Here is a 21,153-nt window from a genome sequence, read left to right on the forward strand (position 1 = left end):
CCCTTAACCTTTGATCCAGGGCAGCGTGTCCATATCGACATTGCCGCCGGTGATGATGACGCCGACGCGCTTGCCTGCGAAGGTGTCCTTGTTCTTCAAGATGGTCGCCAGTGGCACAGCGCAGCTTGCTTCGATCACGATCTTCATGCGCTGCCACGTCAGTTTCATTGCCGCGATGATCTCGTCCTCGCTTGCTGTCAGAATGTCGGTGACATGGTTGCTGACGAAATGCCAAGTCAGGTCTTTCAACGGAACCTTCAGCCCATCGGCAATCGTGTTGGGTGCATCATCGGCGATGATGTGGCCCGCCTTGAAACTGCGATAGGCGTCGTCGGCTTGCTCGGGTTCCGCTGCGATGATCTTCACCTCGGGTGCGATATTGGACAGGGTCAGGCAAGTGCCAGAGATCATGCCGCCGCCACCAATCGGGGCGATGACCATGTCGAGCCCGTCTGTCTGTTCCATCAATTCCCTGCTGCAGGTGCCTTGGCCCGCGATCACGCGCGGGTCATTGTAGGGGTGCACGAAATTGCCGCCGGTTGCGGCCTGCACCTCGGCAAAAACGGCTTCACGTGATGTTGTAGAGGGTTCGCATTCAGTAATGGTTCCGCCATAGCCGCGCACCGCGTCCTTTTTGGCCTGCGGTGCCGTTCGGGGCATGACCACGTTACAAGGAATGCCCCGGCGTCCGGCTGCATAGGACAGGGATAGCGCGTGATTGCCGGACGAATGGGTGCAAACCCCCTTGTCGGCGTCTTCTTCGCTCAGCCCGAAAACGGCATTGGACGCACCGCGCACCTTGAAGGCACCTGCCTTCTGAAAGTTCTCGCACTTAAAGAACAGCTCTGCCCCGCTTAGGTCATTGAAATAGGACGAGGTCAGCACAGGCGTGCGATGGATATGCGGCTTGATGCGCTCGTGCGCGGCGAGCATATCGTCAAGTGTCGGTATGATCATGTCTGCAACATCCTTCATCATGCAGCCTCGCGCAGCGATTTCACCGCGTTCCCCCGATAGTATTCCTGTGCGGCAGCGACGCCGGACCCCAGCGTGATATCAAGGCCCAGATCGACCATGCACATTTCGGCGGTGGCGATACCGGACAATGCCATGACGTCCGTCAGGCTGCCCAGATGGCCGATGCGGAACACCTTGCCTGCAACCTCCCCCAGACCGGTGCCAAAGGCGACACCGTATTTTTCAGCAGCCAGCGTTACGATATCGGAGGCGTTGAAGCCGCCCGGTGTAACGATTGCGCTGACGCTATCAGAGTAGACGGAAGCATCCACCGCGCATAGGTCCAATCCCCAAGCATCCACAGCCGCCCTGACACCCGATGCGATACGGTGGTGGCGCGCAAAGACATTGTCGAGTCCTTCTGCCAGCAGCTTGTCGCACGCCAGCTTGAGGCCGTTCATCAGTCCCACGGCAGGTGTGTAGGGATAAGCATTATTGTCATAGCCTTTGGCCATGTCGTGTACATCAAAGAACGTGCGCGGGAGGCGGGCCGTTTTCGTCGCCCCCATGGCTTTCGGGCTGAATCCGACGATGGCCAGACCGGCAGGCAACATGAAACCTTTTTGTGATCCGGTAACAGCCACATCGACTTTCCATTCGTCGAACCGGAAATCCATCGACCCAATTGAACTGACGCCATCAACCAGCAGCAGGGCAGGGTGATCGCAGGCGTCCATCACAGCGCGAATGGCGGCAATATCCGATTTCACACCTGTCGCGGTTTCATTGTGTGTCGCCAGAACCGCCCGGATTTCGTGATTTGTATCAGCGGCGAGAATGTCGCCATAACGATCAGCCGGAATGCCTTGGCCCCATGGTACTTCGACAATTTCGACCTCCAGCTTGTGGCGCTGACACATGTCGATCCACTTGTGGCTGAACATCCCGTTGCGCGCGATCAGAACCTTGTCACCGTGCGACAGCGTGTTGGTAATCGCGGTTTCCCAGCCGCCGGTCCCGGTGGACGGAAAGATGAAGATTTCGGCATAATCGCTTTTCAACACCTTTTGCACGCCGGCACGGGCAGGGTGCAGGATCTGCCCGAACAGGGGCGAACGGTGGTCAATCGTCGGCATGTCGCAGGCCTTGCGAATATCTTCTGGCATATTGGTCGGGCCGGGGATGAATACCGGGTTCTGAAAACTCATGGCCGTCTCCTTGGTTGCGATTGACGCTAGGTCTATGACCGATTGGCGGTGCAGCACAATTTTTTTGAAATTGTTTTTCAAAATGGCATCCCGCCAGAAAATGCAAACTTGTCAGAGGCTTGCATTTTTCATATTGTGAAATAGATTTTCAAATTATTGCGGCAGTGCAGAAAATGAGCGATTCTCCCGACCAGAACACACGTGCGCGGGGGCGTCCGCGCGGCTGGACAGACAATACCGAACAGAACACGATCAAGTCTCTGGATCGCGCGATGGTGGTCCTTGAACGCCTGTCGGAACTGGAAAGTGCGACCCTGTCGCAACTGGCCAGCGATTTGGGTCAGGCACCGGCGAGCATCTACCGCGTGCTTGTTACGCTTCAAGGGCGCGGGATCGTCGGGTATGAGACGGACGGCCAGATCTGGCACGTTGGACCTACCGCCTATCTGATCGGGTCACGGTTCCTGCGCCGCACATCGCTTGTGGAACGCGCACGTCCCGTGCTGCGCCGCTTGATGGAACAGACAGGTGAAACCGCCAACCTCGGGATCAGGCGAGAAGGTTATGTGCTTTTTGTCAGTCAGGTCGAAACCCATGCGACGATACGGGCCTTTTTTCCGCCGGGTACGATGTCTCCGATGCACGCGTCAGGGATCGGCAAGGCGCTTTTGGCATATATGCCGCAGGATCAGCGCGACCGCTTGCTGGACGGCACCGAACTGACCCAGTTCACGCAATTTACATGTGCCAATCGCAGTGATCTTGAATCCGATCTGACGCACATCCGCGCCCGTGGCTATTCCATCGATGCCGAGGAAAAGAACCTTGGCATGCGGTGTATCGCCGTGCCGATCTTCGATGTTTTTGGCGAAGCGGTTGCTGGCATTTCTGTCTCTGGCCCGACCAGCCGCGTGCGGGTGGAACTGACCGAAGATCTGGCGACGCATGTTAAATCGGCCGGGGCTGAGCTGACCCATGCTTTGGGGGGCACACTGCCCTAAATCGCGATACACTGCCTGATTGCATGTTGGACCTTGCTGCGCTGATCCGTCATAGACCGGTGCGACACATTTCGAACAGGGCGATGGTGATGACTTCTCAGAAAACCGCAATCGTAACTGGTGGGCTTTCCGGCATGGGACTTGCCACCGTGAAACGTCTGCATCGCGACGGGATGACCGTTGTCGTTGGTGCCCGGCGCGGCGGCGACCCGGATGCCATTAAGACGCTGCATGCGGATGTTGGTGCTGCCATTGAAATCGCAGTGCTTGATGTGCGCGACAGCGACAGCGTGGCGGGCTTCGTCGACCGGGTCATCGCCGATCACGGATCGGTGGATATTCTGGTGAACACCGCTGGCGTCTATGAAGAGGCCGCGGTTATCGACCACCCTGACAAGATCTGGGATGATCACATTGATACGAACCTGACCGGCACCTTCAAGATGATCCGCGCCGTGATGCCCGGAATGGTCGCGCGAAAATGGGGGCGGATCGTCAATCTGGCGTCCGTCGCTGCACATAACGGGATGCCGAACAACGCGGCCTATTGCGCGTCCAAGGCGGGGTTGCTGGGGCTTGGTCGATGCGTCAGCCTTGAAGGTGCGCCGCATGGTGTCACATGTGTCAGTATCAGCCCGACATGGGTCGAAACCGAAATGCTCAAGCGGTTCGTTGATATGGAAACCGCAGAGAGCGGCGAGCCCCGCGCGGTTATTCAGGCGAAATACGAAGCTTCGAATCCGCAAGGCGCGCTTGTCCAACCAGACGAAATCGCCGACCTGATCGCCTTTCTAACCAGCGATGCAGGGCGTGCGATCACGATGGAAGACATTCAGGTTAACGCGGGATCGCTTTGGTAGCTGCTATTCAGCAGCCGCCGCCTGACGCAACAGACGGGCGCGGCACACTGCTTGCGGATTGGTGATCGATTCCAGCGATTGCCCGGCAATCTTTTGCCACATCGCGGACGCAGCATCATGCACCATCGTGACGTCCGCCTTTAATACGCGGGTGTCTGCGCGGATCAGCGTTCGCTCTGCCTCTGACAGCGGCGCGGTGTCGATCCAGTGCCGTACGGGCAGGGCTGGCAGAATGCCGCAATCCAAGTCGACCAGCGTGTCCGGCGTCATGTTGTAGATCCGCGCCCGGTCAGACACAGCGACTTCCACCAGAAATCGGGCAGCGGCGGCGACGTTGATCATGCGAAACGTCAGACCTTCGGGCACGGCCCCGAGGTTCGCGCAGGCAGTCATGATTGTTTCATAAATATCCTTGGTGTTGGGGCGGGTCAGATCATAAAGCGACGGCAGCCGCACAATGGCAGCAGGCACGCCTGATGCGATGATCTGTTTCTCGGCCGCGATCTTTGCTGCGCCGTACCCTGAACAGCCGGAAAATACTTCCGTTTCCGTTTCGGGGAAGGGACCACCCTGTTCGGGAAACACAGCAGTCGAGGATGAAAACCGCAGATCGGCATGGGCATCGCGACAGAAGGTCAGTATATTGGCGATGCCGGCCTGCGACCAGTTCTCCATATGTGCCCGGTCCACGGCAAGGTTCACCATCGCCGCACAATGGACAACTGATGTGACGTGTGCGCCTAGCGCGGTGTAGTCATCGAGCAAAAGGCCGAATTGCGCGTCTTCAATGGCTGCTGGCACCAGCACGATCCGATCAGTCGGCACGCCGTTTTCGCGTGCAATCGCCTGCAGGCGTTCGAGCGGGTCGCGTCGTTTCGGGCGCACGACGCAATAGATCACGTGATCCTGTGGCAGAGATGTGATCGCAGCAGCCATGACACGGCTGCCAAGGAAACCGGTGGCACCCGTCAGTAGAATGCCGGGGCGATCGAACCCGCCGACCGCTTTCGGGCGGGCCTTTGCTTCTGACAACAACGCATGCAGTCGCCCCAGCGGAACAGTCAGGGCAAGATCAAAATCGACATGGGTTTGATACGCGGCTTCGAGTGCAAGCAGGAAGTTCACGGCCATCAGAGAGTCGCCGCCTTGGTCGTGGAAAGACCGCGCAGCACTTAGATCAGCCAGATCGCAATCAATCACTGCTGCCGCGTGGATCAACGTTGGCAGCGCATCTGAACCAGCGTCGGACACAGCCGCGCGTTCCCTGATTGGGGGCAACGCCCTGTAGTCGCATTTGCCGGACACCGCATTGATCGGGATTTCGTTCAGTCCGACCAGATAAGACGGGATGCAATAGCCCGGCAAGACGGCGGAAAGGGCTTGTGACAGGGCGGCCGGTATCTTGCGCTCTCCCGGCTCAAGCCCCCATGCGGCGCGGTTGGTTTCAACCTGCGCGTCGCTTGCCTTGTAATACAACACAAGCGTCTGCCGTTCGCCGGCCTTGCCCTGAACCCAAGGAATTGCCTGTAAGAACTGCATGTGGTCCTGCATAGTCGCGGTCATTTCGCGGGTCTGGATGGAATGGCCGCGCAGCTTGAGCATATGGGCGATGCGTCCGGTGATATGAATCGCCCCGTCAGCGGCGATATAGGCCTGATCGCCGGTGTCATACAGCCGTGCTTTGCGGCCCTCGATCGTCAGTGTGCGAAACCGCAATGCAGTGTCTTCGGGGCGGTTGACGTAACCGGGGCCGAGCATCTGCGGCCCTTCGAAATACAACAGGCCCGGCGTGCCCTGTGGGCAGGGCTGGTCGAAATCATCAAGTACGACGGCTTTCAAAAACGGCATCGGCACGCCAACCGACACGGCCGTGCCCGTCTTTTGGGTTTGTGAAATCTCTGTCATCGACACGTCATGCGTTTCGCAAATACTGTAGAGGTTCCAGAGCGTTGCATGCGGTAACTTCTCTTGCACGGCCGCGATCAGATCATCGCTGACGACTTCACCGTTCAGGATGATCCGCGAAAGTGGAACGTCAGCCAGGTCCGCCGCGCCTAGGCTTTGTAGCGATTTTTCAAGCGCGGACGGTGTGAACAGCATTTCGTCAATGCGAGCGTCGCGCAGGAAACCTGCAAGGTCTTTCGGCGTCATCAGCGTCTTGAAGCTTGGAAAACAGACCGTCGCGCCATCGCGCAAAGGGCGGAAGTGTTCCCAAATGGAAAAGATATATGCACCGACGACGTAACCCGGCGCATAGGGTGTGTAGGTATCGCGCCATTCGTAGGACAAATGCGCGGACTGGTGCGTGACAGGAATACATTTTGGCTTCCCCGTCGTGCCAGAGGTCGCCACGATATAGATCGCATCATCCGCAGCAACGTTGCCTGCTTCTACCGTGGGGACCGCCCTACTATCGTTCGTGCAAAGTGGCACGACGTCGATCAGCGTCGGCCCGTTGTCAAGCTGCCCTGCCTTCGGCGTCTGGCAGGTCAGCACCGTGTCGATCTCAAGCGCGTTTAGTATGTTTTCCAGAACGGATACGGGCATCGCCGGATCCAGATGCACGAAGGGGCGGCCAAGCACGACACACGCTGTGGTCGCGGCTCCGAAAACAACCGATGGTGTGCCATATACGGCGACCGGTTTTGTGACAGGCAGCAGCGCTGAAATCCGGTCGATGCAGACGGCAAGTGCGGCATAGGTCATGCTGGTCGCATCGTCGCGGAACGCAACCAGCGGGCCGTGGGCATTGATAGCGGCCGCAAGTCTGATCGGAACAGTAGAAGTGACGGAAAACACAGGATCAGGCTTTGATGTCATGTATCCGACGCTTTCTGCTTGTTGTGCGACAGTCCTGCGCCTGCATCGTCTGGGATGTGCGTTCCGTCAAGCCGAAAATGAGACTTGTGCGCATCTGCGCATTTCTTGTCCTGTCAAAATCGAGGGGATGAGTTATCAAGCAGCGCGCAGAGAGGCCCGACAAATCGGCCGTCCAATTAACTTGCAGTCCCGCAATCCGCCAATGGCACCCTTTTCGCGATCGGTTGACCCGTATCATTGAACATCGGGTGCGTTCGCCAGCCACCGGACAGTCGCGACTTCAGCGCACGCACTGCAAATTCGCGCAAAAGCCTGCCCTGACCGCTTTTCGTGTCTGGCACTCGCCCGTTGGCCATCTTGCGGAACACGCGAATCTCGACCGGTCCAAGGCTGTCTTTGGCATCCAGAAATGCCGCCTGCAGCGTAAGAAATGGGATGGCGCGGGTCTGCAACGTGTTGCCCAGTGGCGTGTTGCAACAGGTGGTGAACCAGCGGGCTGGCCCTTTGTCTGTCATTTTTGTCCAAGCGACCTTGTCTTGACCTTTGACAAAGCGCGCGTTTTCAGATGCCACCTGAAAAAGATCGCTCCCGCCCCATTCATCGAGAATTTTCGCGGCACCCAAGCGTGTGACAAATCCACGACAACTGTCGCAATAGCAGACAACACGTGTGCCTTTATCCACCTCGACCGAAAGCCGCACTACACCGCAGCGACATGTCCAATGGCAGTTTGTCATGGAAATGATGACGGCAAATTGGGGGAGGTAATGAATTCTGCGAAAGCCATGCGTTCTGGGGTCCCTTGTGGCGTCGTCTTCAATGCCAACGTATCAGATTTTGCAGTCATTTGCCCGCCCGGTCTGACCGTGGCGTTCAGCGCAACACACGCCATGCCCGTCTCTGCCAGAAGGCCCACGCACCCGCTGCCAAAACCAGTAGGCACAGCACGGCTTTGGACACCTCGCCCATCGTTCCTTCGATGCGCCACGCGTGCACCACGGTTGTGACCAGTACGATACCGACTGCAAGGCTATGCCCAAGACGCCAGAGGCGCAGTCCAATCTTTTTGCGCAATACTGCCAACAGGGCAGCGGCAAAGACAGCCCACATCGCAACGGCACCCCAGATCGAAAACGGGGTCGGGGAACGGAACAGTAACACATCCACGACATCTGGCGGACTGGTGATCCACAGACCGACGACATGGACAACGACAGCAAACACCAGCCCCGCGCCGGTCAAGGCGTGGATACGCCGTGCCGGACCACGCGTCAGCGAACCGGCAATCAACAACGGTTGCACCAGCAAAAGCGAAAGCCCGACAATCCCCGCAAATCCGGCAAGGACATAGACTGGGTCACGCCATTCCAGAAGCGGGCTGCGTGCGGCGACGATCAATGGGGGCGCAATGGCAATCACCACTGCTGCCCACACAACGCCACCGCGAAATTGCATCAGACGGGGTTCAACACAAAGGCAACGTCAAGGGTCGTGTCAGATGCGCTGGCCATAACGGGACGCAGAAACACGGTTTCAAAGGGGCCGTCATCATAATCGGCATCATAGGCGAGGTGGCCGTGGGGTTGACCGAAAGCCGGCACGATCTGCGGCATCTCGATGCGGAAAACACCGTCGGCATCCGTCAGGGTCGCGCCATGTGACCGTTCATCCCGCTCGTGCCCTTCGGTCGTATGCGCCCAGACCTGAATACGCCGCCCCGGCAGGGGGGCACCATCGCCCGCGCGTCGCACCGTGCCGGTCATCCAGAAACCACCGCCACCGATCTTGTCCACGACGGGCGCACCGGGGCGATAATTGTTGGATCCGCCGCGCATCGTGGGCGTCGGAGCAAGGGATTGCGCGCGTGCAGGTGTGATCAGACCAAGACCGCCGACAAGTAATGCGGCCCCGCCTGTGGAAACCAATGTCCGGCGCGTCGGGTTCGAAATCGCCATGTCCTGTTCCTCTGTCCGTTGCATTCAAGAACGCCAACGGGTTCATCCGAGAGCGTTCCTTACACCGGTCAATGTAGCAAAGCGCAGCGGCGTTGCCACTATCAGGCAATCAAATCACCGTGCGTGCAAGCCACTCTGTCGCGCCTGCATCCCGCATTAACCAGCCAGATAGGTGCGGAACCACGCGACCATGCGTTCTTCGGCAAGTCGTGCAGCTTGCTCGTCATAGCGCGGGGTCGTGTCGTTGTGGAAACCGTGATTCACGCCGGGATAGATGTGCGCCTCGTATCGCTTGTCGCCTTGTTCCAGCGCTTTCTGGAAATCTGGCCACATGGCGTTGATCCGTTGGTCCAGCGCGGCAAGTTGGATCATCAACGGAGCTTCGATCTGGGCGACCTGTCCGCTATCGGGTGACGCACCATAGAAAGGCACACCGGCTGCCATTTCAGGATAGGCGACCGCCAGCTTGTTCACGACGCCACCGCCGTAACAAAAACCGGTCGCGCCGACCTTGCCGTTCGTACCCTCCAGCGACTGCAAGTATTCGAACCCGGCGAAGAAATCGTTCAACAGGGCTGCGCCATCAAGGCTGCGCTGCATTTCGCGACCTTCGTCATCGTTGCCCGGATATCCGCCGAGTGACGACAGGCCATCCGGCCCCATGGCGATGAAACCGGCCTTGGCAAGGCGGCGGGTGACGTCGCGGATATACGGGTTCAGGCCCCGGTTTTCGTGGACGACCAGAACGGCGGCTGGCGGATTGTCAGGGTCGATATCCGCTGGACGCACCAGATAGGCTGTGATTTCGCCAGTACCGTTCGGACTTTGATAGGTGATATCCTCACCTTGAATAGAGTCATCATCTTCGGCCACCTGCTGGGCCAGCGCGTAATTCGGGGCAAGCGTGCCCAGAATGGCAGCGGCAGTCAAACCACCGACAGCCCATTTCCCGGCACGGTCAAGGAATTCGCGTTTCGAAATCTTGCCGTGAGCATAGTAATCATAAAGGTCCAGAAGTTCCTGGTCGAAATTAGCAGCGGTCAGGCGTTGCTTCGGCGTTTGGCCATCCATAAGAAAAACTCCCTGTTTGAAATCATTGTGTGTTGTGCAGTCTCCCGCGTGACGGAACGCGGCATTCCCGGCGCGACCGAACGCGCTTTAGGGAAAAGCTAGACCTGATCGCGATTCTGGCAAACGGAAAACATCAGGTGCACATGCGCACCGGCGACGTGCTGCCGGCAGGAAAAATTATCTTGTTGGGATTTGCTGGCTGTGGACGCAGTCTCGAGCTAGCCAGTCTGACGATAAAGACGCCTGTTACAGGGAAAATACAGGGAAACCGGCTTGTTTCTCTGTCAGAAAGGTACGAAGTGGGTCGCCGCGCCCGAATTTTTGGCCACTTCACAGCGTGTTGTCTGCGATTTCCCTGATATCAAGTAACAGGGAAATCCGCTCGTTCGATCAGGAAAAAGACGTAACGTATCAGGGAAGCCATCGCTCAAAAAAAAAGCAACGCGTTCCTAGAATTTCACGCGGTTGAAAATCGCTTAGCGGAAGCTTGGCGTGCCTAGTTCTTGGTGCCCACCGCCATCATCTTCCTCCGGTAGCTCCGCCCAAAGCAAAGTAACTGCGTGTCCATTGGATGCGACTCTTGTTTGCTCGAAGAGTTCTCCGGTTGACCTGCCAGTCCAAACATATGGGTCAGTTTCATCCATCTCAGTGAAGCCCTGGCTTCCGTTGGCCGTTGCCCGGTAGGCAATTGTAGTCTTTGGAAGATGATCATTTTTGTGCAAGGTAACAAACGGGAAGCCATTGTTCTTCAAGAAGTAGCGTATTTTTCCTTTATGCGACCAAACGGCCGCCAAGCTTTCATAGCGCAACGATATCATTCGCCTGATGCATGCCTCCAGGCTGAGATCGAGATGATCGCGAAGGCGCTGCGCGTCACGCAGATTTGGATCGGTTTGGAGCGATGAATTCATCAGGTATTCTGGTGCTAGGAGTTCAATCGCAAATTGATTGGCCTGTGTCTCCTGCAGCCTATGCATCTGCCCTTCGCGGCTCTCACGAATATCCTGGGCCGTACATTTGAACCCGTTGCCATCTGACAGCTGGTGCCGCTACATCAAGAAGTGGCCAAGCTCATGCGCAACCGTGAAGCGCACGCGCCGATTGCCTTTTGATGAGTTGGCGAGGATGCATCCCGTGCTGCGGGCTTTATCTGTCAGCAACATACCTTCAAACCCACCGAAGTGGTCGACCCGGACATCTTCAATGTCCAATCCGCGGGCGATCTCCGTGATCGGCACTGCATGCTCTATCTTGCCCAACAGCGTGTGAATTGTCTTGGCAAGAACAACTGGGTGGTGAATGTCTGCGAGCTCAATGCGATCCAGCTGCACGGTCGGTCAACTGTTCTCAGGTGATGATTGCTTCATCTTCTTGATCATCTCCTCGACAATCTCGCGATCTCTGGTCTCTAGTTTGTCCAATCCGCGATGAATCCGTTCGATTTGCAGGTCGTCAGCGTCTGGTTCATTTACGTCGCCCGTCAACACATCGATCGTCACGCCGTAATGCTCTGCGAGTTTGCGCACCAACTCAAACGATGGGTTCTTGCTGCGCCCTTTTTCGAGATCCCAGATATGCGGTTTCGAGACTCCGACCTCGTCGGCGACGTCCTGCAAAGACTCTCCGCTCTTTTGACGCAAGCTGAATAGTCGATCTCCAAGGCTCATGTCTTCCCTCCGTACGATATGTCGTACGGGACAGTGCTCTTGCAATTGACGACTGTCAATGAGTTAGATATATCTAACGACATAGTCGGTGGTGAATCCCGCCGCGCAGAAAGAGGAGCCGAAATGGCCCAGTCAAATATTGAGCAAATCGCAGTGCAGGATTTGAAACCTTGGACCAAAAATGCGCGGACGCATTCAAGAAAGCAGATCAAACAGATTGCAGACAGCATCGCGCAGTTTGGCTTTACCAATCCCGTTTTGATCGATGAACATCGATCCATTCTTGCGGGGCACGGAAGGGTCGCAGGTGCCAAATTGCTTGGAATGCTTAATGTGCCATGTCTTCGTTTGGACTACATGACCGAAGCGGAGAAACGGGCCTACGTTCTGGCCGATAATAAGCTGGCGTTGAATGCGGGGTGGGATGAAGACTTACTCGCAGCAGAACTTCGAGCGTTGTTGAGTAGTGATCTGGACTTTGATATCGGCGTGACCGGCTTCTCAATCCCCGAGATCGATACCTGATGGACACCGTGGTTCCGGAGGATGACGGCAGTCCCGCGGACGACATCTTGCCTTGCGAAACCCTTGCCCGAGTGCGCGCGGGGGATATCTGGGCATTGGGTCAGCACCGACTGATCTGTGGCGACGCCCTGGACGTTCGGATTGTCGCTGACCTCATGCACGGTGAAGAAGCCGTGATGGTCTTTACTGATCCGCCCTATAACGTGCCGATTGATGGTCACGTCGGCAACTCAGGCAAGATACAGCATCGCGAGTTTGCCATGGCATCCGGTGAAATGTCAGCCCTGGAGTTCACAAGCTTCCTGGAGCGCGCATCTCGTCAAACATAGCGTAGATGGTTCAATACACTTTATCTGCATGGACTGGCGGCACATGTCCGAGATTCTGAACGCAGGGCAGGGAACCTATACTGAACTCAAGAACCTACTTGTTTGGGCAAAGGACAATGGTGGCATGGGGACCTTTTATCGGTCGCGGCACGAGCTGATCTTTGCGTTCAAGAGTGGTAGCGCTTCACACCTAAATAACTTTGAACTGGGTCAGCACGGCAGATACCGCACGAATGTCTGGGAGTATCGCGGCGTCAATACCATGCGGGCGGGGCGCATGGAGGAGCTTGCACTGCATCCCACTGTGAAACCTGTACAGATGATCGCGGATGCCATCCGCGACGTCTCTGGACGAGGTGACATTGTGCTGGATATTTTTGGCGGATCAGGGTCGACGCTGATCGCGGCGGACAAGACTGGTCGCCGCGCGCACATGTGTGAGCTGGATGAGACGTATTGTGATCGTATCATCTCTCGGTGGGAGGCTTATGCCAAAGACGAGGCCGAGCAGCTCTTGTTTGGTTGGTCGCCGTTTCAAAAAAAGCAATCGTTGGAGGCGGCTGAATGAAGGCACCGAAGCTTGTTGGTCCGGCAGCAAAAGCCGATACGACCTATGAAGTAGGTTACGCAAAACCACCTACAGAGACACGGTTCAAGCCAGGTCGTTCCGGCAATCTCAAAGGGCGCCCACGCGGCGCAAAAAACAAGCGGCCAGCGCTAAATGAGGAACGTCTAAAGGACATCGTTCTTGAAGAGGCCTATCGCAATATTACGGTGCGCGACGGCGATCGGAATGTGTCGATCCCAATGGCGCAAGCGGTTGTGCGCTCGATGGCCGTGAATGCCGCGAAGGGACAACATCGCGCGCAACGGCTCTTTGCCGAAATGCTGTCCAGCACCGAGCGACAGAATAAGCAACTCGCAGACGATTGGTTGAACACGGCAATGGAATACAAGGTGGAATGGGAACGTGAATTGCACCGACGCGAAATGCTCGGAATTACAAATTTGCCGTCGCCACTCCCCCATCCCGATCAAGTCAAGATCGATATGAATACTGGGCTAGTTCACATTGAAGGGCCAGCAACAAAGGAGCAACTCGCTCAGGTTGAATTATGGCGCGGGCGGCAACAGGTCTTCAAAGAAGAACTTTGCGAGGTGGAAGAGATGCTTAAACAAGAGCGCAAACCTGCGCGCGTCGCCCAGCTGCAAGAGGAAAAGTTGCAAGTCGAGACGGTTCTCGAGATAATAGGCCAGCTACTCGGCAAAATTGACTGGAACGGACAGGGCGGAACGTAGTCACGGTCAAAGCCAACGCTTACGTTCAGCGCGGCGAATGTCCGGTTTGAGCCCTTCGTAACGTATTGCAGCATTTGCGTAACCTCGCAATATTCTGACAAATCGACTGGACTTCACGCGCCTGGGAAGAGGTAGTGTCCACACGCATCGATTGCATTCGCGGTGTGCGCCTGGATCGCCGGGCTCTGCTCAGTAGCAGGACCGATCTAGTTCCTGTGACAATAGCAGGAGACACATATGACCTATCAATTGCCTGATACCGAAGCAGTGCAGGTGGCAAAATCGCGATCCGCTCGCCCAAAGGTTCTGTCTAAGAAGACACAACTCATCAAGCTGTTGTCGCGAAAATCAAGAGCCGATGTTGTATCGATCAGCGAGAAGTTCGGCTGGCAACCGCACACAACACGCGCGGCCTTGTCTGGGCTGCGTAAGGCTGGCTTTGACGTTGCCAAAGAGAACACCGGCTCCGGTAGTCCAATACGGTATCGGATTGTGAGTTCCCCCAAAGCGCCAGCTGCGGCAGACGCCACCGATGGCAAGTGATACCGCCGTAAGCCGAGCAGACCTGCTTGAGCAATGGGTGGCGGCGTTTGGACAAGCACCGCCGCCTTACCTGTCGATCCCGTTCATGAGCAAGGCGCTGGCCTATCAGGCGCAGTGCAAGCGGGCAGGAGGGATGTCTGCTCAAACCTGCAGGGCGTTGCAGCAGATCGCCTCTGGTAAATCGGTCAAGGACGTACCGATGAACCCAAACAAAGTCGGGACCCACTACGTCCGAGAGTGGAACGGGCGGACTTATCAAGTTGCGGTGGTTAACGGTGGTTATGAGATGGATGTGCGGATATGGCCCTCGCTCTCCGCCATCGCCAAACAAATCACAGGCACCACGTGGTCTGGCCCAAGATTTTTTGGCCTCACCAAAGTCCGGAGCACAGCCGCATGAAGAAGACCCGCTGCGCAATCTATACTCGCAAGAGCTCTGATGACGGACTTGAGCAGGAGTTCAACTCGCTGGATGCACAGCGGGAAGCTTGTGCCTCGTACGTGGCCAGCCAAAAGCATGAGGGTTGGGTGTTGCTGCCAACTGCCTACGATGATGGTGGCCTCTCTGGCGGGTCGCTGGAGAGGCCCGCGCTGCAACGCTTGATGCAGGACATGCGCGACGGGCACATAGATCAGATCATCGTCTACAAGATCGACCGCCTGACCCGGTCCTTGGCGGACTTCTCGAAGATCGTTGATGTGCTGGATGCGGCAGGGGCGTCCTTCGTCTCCGTCACCCAATCGTTCAACACAGCGACGAGTATGGGGCGGCTGACCCTCAACATGCTGCTGAGCTTTGCGCAGTTCGAGCGAGAGGTCACGGCGGAGCGGATCAGAGACAAGATCGCGGCATCGAAACGCAAGGGCCTATGGATGGGCGGGCTGGTGCCCATCGGGTACGATGCAGATGGAAGGACTCTGAGTATCAATAAGGCCGAAGCGGCGACAGTTCGGACACTCTATGATCTCTACGAGACTCATCAAACGGTCCGGGCTGTCAAAGAACATGCCGATCGCTTGAAGTTGACAACAAAGTGCAGGTCAGGCTCGGATGGAACCGTCAGAGGCGGAGGCGCATTAGCGCGCGGGCACATCCATCACATTCTCACCAACCCGCACTGATTGATGCGGAACGGTGGGATCGCATACAGGGGATGCTCCAGGACGGTGCAGCAAAGGATCGCCGCACAAGTTCCAAGGCCCAGTTCTCACTGCTCTGCGGAAAGCTGTTTGATGAGACGGGCGACAGGCTGACGCCGTCTCACACCAAAACGAGATCAGGCAAACGCTTGCGCTATTACGTCTCGCATCGCTTGATCGTGAAAAGCGGCGAGAAGAACCTTGATGGTTGGAGGTTGCCCGCGCCGGAGCTGGAAGCCCAAGTTGCTGCTCTGATCCGAATGACCTTGGCAACCCCCGCCGCAGCACCGCGATTGATGGACGGCGCCTTGTCAGATTACATCGGTAACGCGCAGGCTTCTCTGTCGAAGTGGTTGGGCGCAGCAACCCAAGCTGATCTCCTTCGTATTGCGAAGTGGATCACGATTGAACCGGGCCAGCTCACGGTTCAGATCGATCAGAACCAACTGGCAGACATTCTGGATGCTGGTGCCGACACCTTGAATGAATGCGAACTCAAGATTAGCAGCGTGTTCCAGATCAGAAAGCGCGGTGTTGAGACCAAGCTGATCTTCGCAGATATGCCAACTGGACAAGACGACGTCCTGATCTGCAACATTGCCAAAGCTCACAGTTGGTTCGAACAGATGAAGACGGGCAAAACGTTTGCTCAGATTGCAGATGCGGAGAAGACATCCAAGCGCCGTGTTCAGCAGATGATCGATCTCGCATTCCTAGCGCCGGACATTGTTCGGGAGGTTCTGGAGGGCAAGCAGCCAACTGGCTTCACATCCGATTGGTGCAAGCAACACCGTTTGCCTAGCGATTGGAATGACCAACGGGCGCTTCTGCAATCTCTTCAATAGAGCTTCCAATCAAAAGGATCAGGTCGTTCGGACCGTCAATCTGAACACGCGGCGCGGTCTTTGAAAGCAATCACACCTCCCAAAGTTCACAAAGCAGCCCTGCAAACTGCTACCGCGCAATAGGCGAGCGCAGACTTTGTCTTGAAACTGGGCCTATCTGGCGGCTTGAAGGTGTCTGCGCAGTCTGAACTAATGCACAAGCGTTTGAACTTGCGACACTAAAGCAACGTAAACTTGCACCGTCTAGATCGGGTGGAATGGCTGGCTGGGATGGTAGGATTCGAACCTACGGTACACTGTACCAAAAACAGTTGCCTTACCACTTGGCTACATCCCAGCAGCGAGGGGCTGAATACGACAAGGCCTTGATCGGTTCAAGCCCTGTTTTCGCAGAAAAAGACTATTCCTTCAGGGCGTCATCACGCAGCAGGTCTTCGCTGGCATCCTGCTGGCGCTCTGCCTGGATGATGTCCTCCAAAGCCATGTCTTCAGCGGCGTCGACGCCAATGACATCGGTCGTTTCAGTTGCGTCCTGCGGTTCGCTCACGGCGTCGTCGTCACCACGTTCAAGGACCACGACCTGACTGCTGTCGGCAATGACGACACCTGCATTTTGTACAGCCAGCTTGACCTGACGAATAGCCTCACCTTTGGCCATGGTGATCGACGTTTCGTTCTGGTTGATCCAGCCAGTGACGACAAGTGTGGTCCCTGCCGGTTCAAGTGTTTCGATCCAGACAGAGGCCGCAGGGGTATCCAACACAAATGGCAGGGATTGCACTGTCTCTTCCATCAGTTGTCGGACGTTCTGCAAATCGGTGCCGCGCGCAATCAGGATATTGAACATGAATCGACGTTCAGCGTTCTGCGTGAAGTTGATGATCCGGCTCTTGAAGACGGTCGCGTTCGGAATACGGATGTGATTGCCGTCGAATGACAGCAGGATGGTGGCGCGGCTTGTCAGGCGGATGACCTTGCCCTGATCCCCGTTGATCTCAACGGTATCATTGGGGCGGAACGGTTGGCGAAACGACAGCATGACCGACGCGATGAAATTTTCCACGGTGTCCCTGACCGCAAAACCAATGGCCAGACCGATGATCCCGGCGGCTCCCAGAATGGTCGACAGCAGGGCAGTTGCGTTCATGATATCGAGCGCAATGACGATCCCAAAGATAACGAATGCCAGTCGGACAAGCTGGCGATAGATGTCGGCGACAAAGGCGTTGGGTGCGATCCGATCCCAGGGCCGTTTCAACCGCGCCAGCGCAAAGCCGACCAAAACAACCACAATGAACGCCGCAAGGGCAATCAACATCAGCGGGAGGATCACGACGACCTGGTCAAGCCGCGCCTGAAACCTGTCAATTGCGGGATCCAGCCTGCGCGCCACGTCAGTGGTTTCCGTGACCTCGTTCTTGACAGCGACGACACCTTCGATCCGGTTGGCAAGCGATGTCAGTTCCGCTGCCTCAAGGGCGGAATTGGCCGTACCGCGCATCGTCACAATGCCTTCGCTGACGGAAACGGTCACGTCCTCGTAGTTGCCAAGCTCTCGGACGATTTCGCGGATACGTGTTGCGATATCGGCGTCCATCTGCTCGGTGTTTTCTGTGCCGATGGGGCCATTTGCCTCTTGCGCCAGGGCGGGCATGGCAAGTGTCAAAAGTAACGGAATGAGGAGGAGAAAACGCATGAAACCCGGTCAACGATTGTATTTCGCCGACTGTAGGCGGGATGACGTTAAGGGCAAAGCCCCTAAACGCGTAACGGGTCCGCTTTTGCAAGCGCGTCGAAGGCCATAAGGCTTTTGACCAGCGCAGGCATCTGATCCAGCGGGATCATGTTCGGCCCGTCACTTGGCGCACTGTCGGGGTCTTCATGCGTTTCGATAAAGACGGCGGCAATCCCCAGAGAGACAGCCGCGCGGGCCAAGACGGGCGCAAATTCGCGCTGTCCGCCGGATGATCCGCCCTGTCCGCCGGGTTGCTGTACGGAATGGGTCGCGTCCATGACGACCGGATAGCCTGTCTTGGCCATCGTCGGCAAAGATCGCATATCCGCGACCAGTGTATTGTAGCCGAAAGAGGCCCCGCGTTCAGTCAACATGATCCGCGTGTTACCCGTGCTTTCGATCTTGGCGACGACATTTGGCATATCCCATGGCGCAAGAAATTGGCCTTTTTTGACGTTGATGACGGCACCGGTTTCACCGGCCGCCAGCAACAGATCGGTCTGGCGACACAGAAACGCCGGGATTTGCATGATATCGCAGACTTCTGCGACAGTGGCGCATTGATCCGCTGTATGAATATCGGTCAGGACAGGGCAACCGATCTGGTCTTTGACGGTCTGCATGACCTTCAACCCCTCGTCGATACCAAGACCGCGCTTGCCGGCCATGGACGTACGGTTCGCCTTGTCGAAACTGCCCTTGAAAACGAACTGCGCACCGGCGGCCTTGCAGGCTTCGGCCATCTGGCTGGCGATCATCAGCGCATGATCCGTACCTTCCAACTGGCAAGGGCCTGCGATCACCAAAAGGGGGCGGTCATTGCTGACGGTCAATCCGCCGATCTGGACATCAATCATCAGGATACAACCTGTTCACGCAGGATAGAGGCCGTGAGTGAAATCATCAGGTAAATGCCCGCGAAGACGAGGAAGGCAAGAACCGTGTTTTCAAACGCGCGCGGATAGGTCGCCTCGTCCGGGGCGATCGGGGCCACACCGACAGAGATATAGCGGACCTGCTTGTTCGCCTCGATCCGGGCCGCTTCCATATTGGTCAGGGCGGTCTGCACCTGCAACGACTGAAAGGCATAGTTTTCTTCGGCCAGACGCAACTGGGTATTGCGCGACGCCAGCGATCCGTTGGTTGTCGACGCGCTGGTCAACTGCGCATTCAGGTCTGCGATAAGGTCGTTCAGGTTCGCGATGCGACTGCGCAACTGGTCTACCTGCGCTTCATTTGGGCGGCTGACCGACAGACGTTCGGCCAGTGTCAGTTCAAGCTGTTGGCGTTCCAGTTCGCGCTGGGAAATCTGCTGCAGGATCAACTGTGTCTGGGCCTCGCCACCGACAATTTCCAGCTCTTCCTGAATTCGCAGAAGTTCAGCAAGCGCTTCGGATCGCCGCGCCTCGGCTTCTTGATAGCTTTGCAATGCACCGGCCATCGCCGCATCACGCGGGCGTTGGGTCATCTGGTCGACCTGTTCTTCCGCATAGGTGATCAGAGCATCGGCGAATTCCTGGCTCTTCTCGGGAGAGGCGGCGATGACTTCCATCCGCAGGATGCCTTCGGTCGGATCATAGCTGATCTTGACGTGCTTTTGGTACAGGTCGAACGCATTCTCGCTCGTGGCATCGGGGGCAAGCCGCTGGATCTGGTCGATCTTGGGGTCACTGAAATGGGCCTTGAAGTCGTGATCGCTGTCCAGACGCAACATCGCCTCTCGTGAGGCAAGATAGGACTGCACCGTGATGCTATCCTGTTGGGTCGCCATTGACGTGCCTTGGAACATGCCACCCAAGCCACCTGCCGCGCCACCCGAAGACTCTGCCTGTTGAATGACGAATTCGGAATTGGTCGCATACATCGGCGTGGCAATCACGGCGAAATACCAACCGACAATGAACGTCGGCAACATCACAAAGAATGACAGCCGCGTCGCAAGCAACAGCAAGCGGCGACGGCGACGCCTGGCGATGTCGCGCTGGATGCGCATAATATCTGACGCACGCTGGTCAGAAGGGCTGACCCGTTCTGTCGATGGCAGGGTCTGTCCTTGCGGGACCGTCTGGGGCAGTTGGACCCGCTTGTTTGGTTGCTGCTGGGAGTCGGGCTGCTGCTGGGCCGCGCCGGGTGCCGTTGTGCCACCCTCAGGGGCGACAAGTTCCAGAATGGTATTGCGCTGGAACGGATCGATCCCCTTGGCGCGCAACTGGCGCACGGCATCAAAATCAGAGGTGACGGCAAGGCCATTCTTTTGTGCGACGCGGCGGGCCATGCGCAGTTGACGACCGGTCAGGCCCTCACGGCGAATCGTGTCGATATCCACGCTTTGCGCCGGTGTGACGGGATCAGGCGCACTGGCTTGACCGTCCGTGCCGGTGCCTTGCGGCTTCGTTGGGCTGTTGCCCATCGATTCCCCGCGTCGGATGCGGAATTTCTTAGCCTTGGGTTTCATAGTCATACAGCTGTTTCGCTTCTTCCAAGGTGTCAAACATATGCAGGTGCCCGTCTCTTAGCACAGCCGCAGAGCGTGCAAACCGTTCTAATGTGGCTGGCTGGTGGGAAACGATCACGACTGTGGTATTTTCCAGCCGCTCGCGCAGGATTTCGCCTGCCTTGCGGTTGAATTCCACATCCGTGGTCTGGGGCATCCCTTCGTCGATAAGGTACATGTCGAAATCAAGCGCCAACATCAGCGAAAAGGTAAAGCGGCTGCGCATACCCTGGCTGTAGGTGCCGATGGGGCGGTCGAAATACTCTTCGATCCCGCAAAGCCAGCGGCAGAATGCTTCGACATAGTCTGGATCAAGGCCGTAAAGACGGGCGATATAGCGGCTGTTTTCGCGCGCCGTGTGGCGTGGCACGACACCGCCCATGAACCCAAGCGGAAAAGAAATGCGGCAACCGCGATAAATCTTGCCTTCGTCGGGCTTTTCCAGGCCTGCCATCATGTTGATCAGCGTTGTCTTGCCTGTGCCGTTCGGGGCCAGAATGCCAAGCGAATTGCCAAGCTCCACCTGAAAGGAAACCTTTTCAAGGATTACCTTACGCTGTGTTCCTGTCCAAAAAGACTTGCTGACGTTCTCAAATTCCAGCATCGGGTCCCGCTACTCAAACCCCTCATGGGCTGTGCTATTGTTTACCACAATAGGTTAATAGGCCCTGACGGGCTGCATTTCGTACGTTATTTACCAACAT

24 protein-coding genes and 1 tRNA gene are annotated in these 21,153 nt (G+C 56.9%); 10 read left to right on the top strand and 15 right to left on the bottom strand.

Features of this window, described 5'->3' with window-relative positions:
- Positions 1-3: 3 nt before the first annotated feature.
- Complete coding sequence (gene bhcB / locus BMY44_RS00965) at positions 4-975, bottom strand: beta-hydroxyaspartate dehydratase BhcB (RefSeq protein WP_089994322.1); 972 nt, start codon at positions 973-975, stop codon at positions 4-6.
- Complete coding sequence (bhcA, locus tag BMY44_RS00970; RefSeq protein ID WP_089994326.1) at positions 975-2,165, bottom strand: L-aspartate--glyoxylate aminotransferase BhcA; 1,191 nt, start codon at positions 2,163-2,165, stop codon at positions 975-977. The genes bhcB and bhcA overlap by 1 nt, the downstream gene beginning before the upstream one ends.
- 173 nt (positions 2,166-2,338) lie before the next feature.
- On the opposite strand from bhcA, the gene bhcR reads away from it, so the two are divergent.
- Entirely contained in the window at positions 2,339-3,166 is an 828-nt protein-coding gene (gene bhcR, locus BMY44_RS00975) for an HTH-type transcriptional regulator BhcR (protein WP_089989171.1), read from the top strand.
- Positions 3,167-3,255: 89 nt separating this feature from the next.
- Positions 3,256-4,026, top strand: coding sequence for an SDR family NAD(P)-dependent oxidoreductase (locus BMY44_RS00980; protein WP_089994329.1), 771 nt, complete (start codon positions 3,256-3,258; stop codon positions 4,024-4,026).
- Positions 4,027-4,029: 3 nt separating this feature from the next.
- Here the strand turns inward: BMY44_RS00980 and BMY44_RS00985 are convergent, their stop codons facing one another.
- The 8 genes from BMY44_RS00985 to BMY44_RS01020 form a co-directional block, all read right to left on the bottom strand.
- Positions 4,030-6,846, bottom strand: a complete 2,817-nt coding sequence (locus tag BMY44_RS00985) for an AMP-binding protein (protein WP_089989174.1) — start codon at positions 6,844-6,846, stop codon at positions 4,030-4,032.
- A gap of 176 nt (positions 6,847-7,022) precedes the next feature.
- Positions 7,023-7,583 carry a DUF6151 family protein gene (locus tag BMY44_RS00990; RefSeq protein WP_278246557.1) on the bottom strand — a complete coding sequence of 187 codons (561 nt, stop codon included), beginning with the start codon at positions 7,581-7,583 and terminating at the stop codon, positions 7,023-7,025.
- Between the two features lie 136 nt (positions 7,584-7,719).
- Positions 7,720-8,301, bottom strand: coding sequence for a ferric reductase (locus BMY44_RS00995; RefSeq protein ID WP_089989178.1), 582 nt, complete (start codon positions 8,299-8,301; stop codon positions 7,720-7,722).
- On the bottom strand, positions 8,301-8,825 hold the full coding sequence (locus BMY44_RS01000) for a peptidase associated/transthyretin-like domain-containing protein (RefSeq protein WP_242650447.1): 525 nt from the start codon (positions 8,823-8,825) through the stop codon (positions 8,301-8,303). The genes BMY44_RS00995 and BMY44_RS01000 overlap by 1 nt, the downstream gene beginning before the upstream one ends.
- A gap of 132 nt (positions 8,826-8,957) precedes the next feature.
- The gene (gene yghX, locus BMY44_RS01005) at positions 8,958-9,872 is read right to left on the bottom strand and encodes a YghX family hydrolase (protein ID WP_089989181.1); all 915 of its coding nucleotides are present in this window, start codon (positions 9,870-9,872) and stop codon (positions 8,958-8,960) included.
- Between the two features lie 476 nt (positions 9,873-10,348).
- Positions 10,349-10,849 (bottom strand): ImmA/IrrE family metallo-endopeptidase, encoded by a 501-nt coding sequence (locus BMY44_RS01010; protein WP_089989184.1) that lies wholly within the window; start codon positions 10,847-10,849, stop codon positions 10,349-10,351.
- Positions 10,850-10,921: 72 nt separating this feature from the next.
- Entirely contained in the window at positions 10,922-11,203 is a 282-nt protein-coding gene (locus BMY44_RS01015) for an ImmA/IrrE family metallo-endopeptidase (protein ID WP_089989186.1), read from the bottom strand.
- Positions 11,204-11,209: 6 nt separating this feature from the next.
- Complete coding sequence (locus BMY44_RS01020) at positions 11,210-11,539, bottom strand: helix-turn-helix domain-containing protein (protein WP_089989189.1); 330 nt, start codon at positions 11,537-11,539, stop codon at positions 11,210-11,212.
- A gap of 123 nt (positions 11,540-11,662) precedes the next feature.
- On the opposite strand from BMY44_RS01020, the gene BMY44_RS18315 reads away from it, so the two are divergent.
- From BMY44_RS18315 to BMY44_RS18335, 8 genes are all read left to right on the top strand, one after another.
- Positions 11,663-12,064, top strand: a complete 402-nt coding sequence (locus tag BMY44_RS18315; RefSeq protein ID WP_242650448.1) for a ParB/Srx family N-terminal domain-containing protein — start codon at positions 11,663-11,665, stop codon at positions 12,062-12,064.
- On the top strand, positions 12,064-12,393 hold the full coding sequence (locus BMY44_RS18320; protein ID WP_242650449.1) for a hypothetical protein: 330 nt from the start codon (positions 12,064-12,066) through the stop codon (positions 12,391-12,393). Before BMY44_RS18315 ends, BMY44_RS18320 begins: the two co-directional genes overlap by 1 nt.
- Entirely contained in the window at positions 12,278-12,961 is a 684-nt protein-coding gene (locus tag BMY44_RS18325; RefSeq protein WP_341349633.1) for a DNA-methyltransferase, read from the top strand. The genes BMY44_RS18320 and BMY44_RS18325 overlap by 116 nt, the downstream gene beginning before the upstream one ends.
- Positions 12,958-13,692, top strand: a complete 735-nt coding sequence (locus BMY44_RS01030; RefSeq protein WP_089989191.1) for a DUF5681 domain-containing protein — start codon at positions 12,958-12,960, stop codon at positions 13,690-13,692. The genes BMY44_RS18325 and BMY44_RS01030 overlap by 4 nt, the downstream gene beginning before the upstream one ends.
- A gap of 237 nt (positions 13,693-13,929) precedes the next feature.
- The gene (locus tag BMY44_RS01035) at positions 13,930-14,235 is read left to right on the top strand and encodes a DUF3489 domain-containing protein (RefSeq protein ID WP_089989194.1); all 306 of its coding nucleotides are present in this window, start codon (positions 13,930-13,932) and stop codon (positions 14,233-14,235) included.
- Positions 14,225-14,635, top strand: a complete 411-nt coding sequence (locus BMY44_RS01040; RefSeq protein ID WP_089989197.1) for a DUF2924 domain-containing protein — start codon at positions 14,225-14,227, stop codon at positions 14,633-14,635. Before BMY44_RS01035 ends, BMY44_RS01040 begins: the two co-directional genes overlap by 11 nt.
- Positions 14,632-15,357: a recombinase family protein gene (locus BMY44_RS18330; RefSeq protein ID WP_242650451.1), complete on the top strand. Its 726-nt coding sequence runs from the start codon at positions 14,632-14,634 to the stop codon at positions 15,355-15,357. Before BMY44_RS01040 ends, BMY44_RS18330 begins: the two co-directional genes overlap by 4 nt.
- 32 nt (positions 15,358-15,389) lie before the next feature.
- Complete coding sequence (locus tag BMY44_RS18335; RefSeq protein ID WP_242650452.1) at positions 15,390-16,220, top strand: hypothetical protein; 831 nt, start codon at positions 15,390-15,392, stop codon at positions 16,218-16,220.
- 262 nt (positions 16,221-16,482) lie between these two features.
- Here the strand turns inward: BMY44_RS18335 and BMY44_RS01050 are convergent.
- The 5 genes from BMY44_RS01050 to BMY44_RS01070 form a co-directional block, all read right to left on the bottom strand.
- Positions 16,483-16,557, bottom strand: a tRNA-Gln gene (locus tag BMY44_RS01050).
- 63 nt (positions 16,558-16,620) lie between these two features.
- The gene (locus BMY44_RS01055) at positions 16,621-17,916 is read right to left on the bottom strand and encodes a mechanosensitive ion channel domain-containing protein (RefSeq protein WP_089989199.1); all 1,296 of its coding nucleotides are present in this window, start codon (positions 17,914-17,916) and stop codon (positions 16,621-16,623) included.
- A gap of 62 nt (positions 17,917-17,978) precedes the next feature.
- Positions 17,979-18,812 (bottom strand): 3-deoxy-8-phosphooctulonate synthase, encoded by an 834-nt coding sequence (gene kdsA / locus BMY44_RS01060; protein WP_089989202.1) that lies wholly within the window; start codon positions 18,810-18,812, stop codon positions 17,979-17,981.
- On the bottom strand, positions 18,812-20,416 hold the full coding sequence (locus BMY44_RS01065; RefSeq protein WP_089989205.1) for a KpsE/RkpR family capsule polysaccharide export protein: 1,605 nt from the start codon (positions 20,414-20,416) through the stop codon (positions 18,812-18,814). The genes kdsA and BMY44_RS01065 overlap by 1 nt, the downstream gene beginning before the upstream one ends.
- Positions 20,394-21,053 (bottom strand): ABC transporter ATP-binding protein, encoded by a 660-nt coding sequence (locus BMY44_RS01070; protein WP_089989207.1) that lies wholly within the window; start codon positions 21,051-21,053, stop codon positions 20,394-20,396. The genes BMY44_RS01065 and BMY44_RS01070 overlap by 23 nt, the downstream gene beginning before the upstream one ends.
- Positions 21,054-21,153: the final 100 nt, after the last annotated feature.

It is taken from the genome of Cognatiyoonia koreensis, from assembly GCF_900109295.1.
GTDB classification, from domain to species: Bacteria; Pseudomonadota; Alphaproteobacteria; order Rhodobacterales; family Rhodobacteraceae; genus Cognatiyoonia; species Cognatiyoonia koreensis.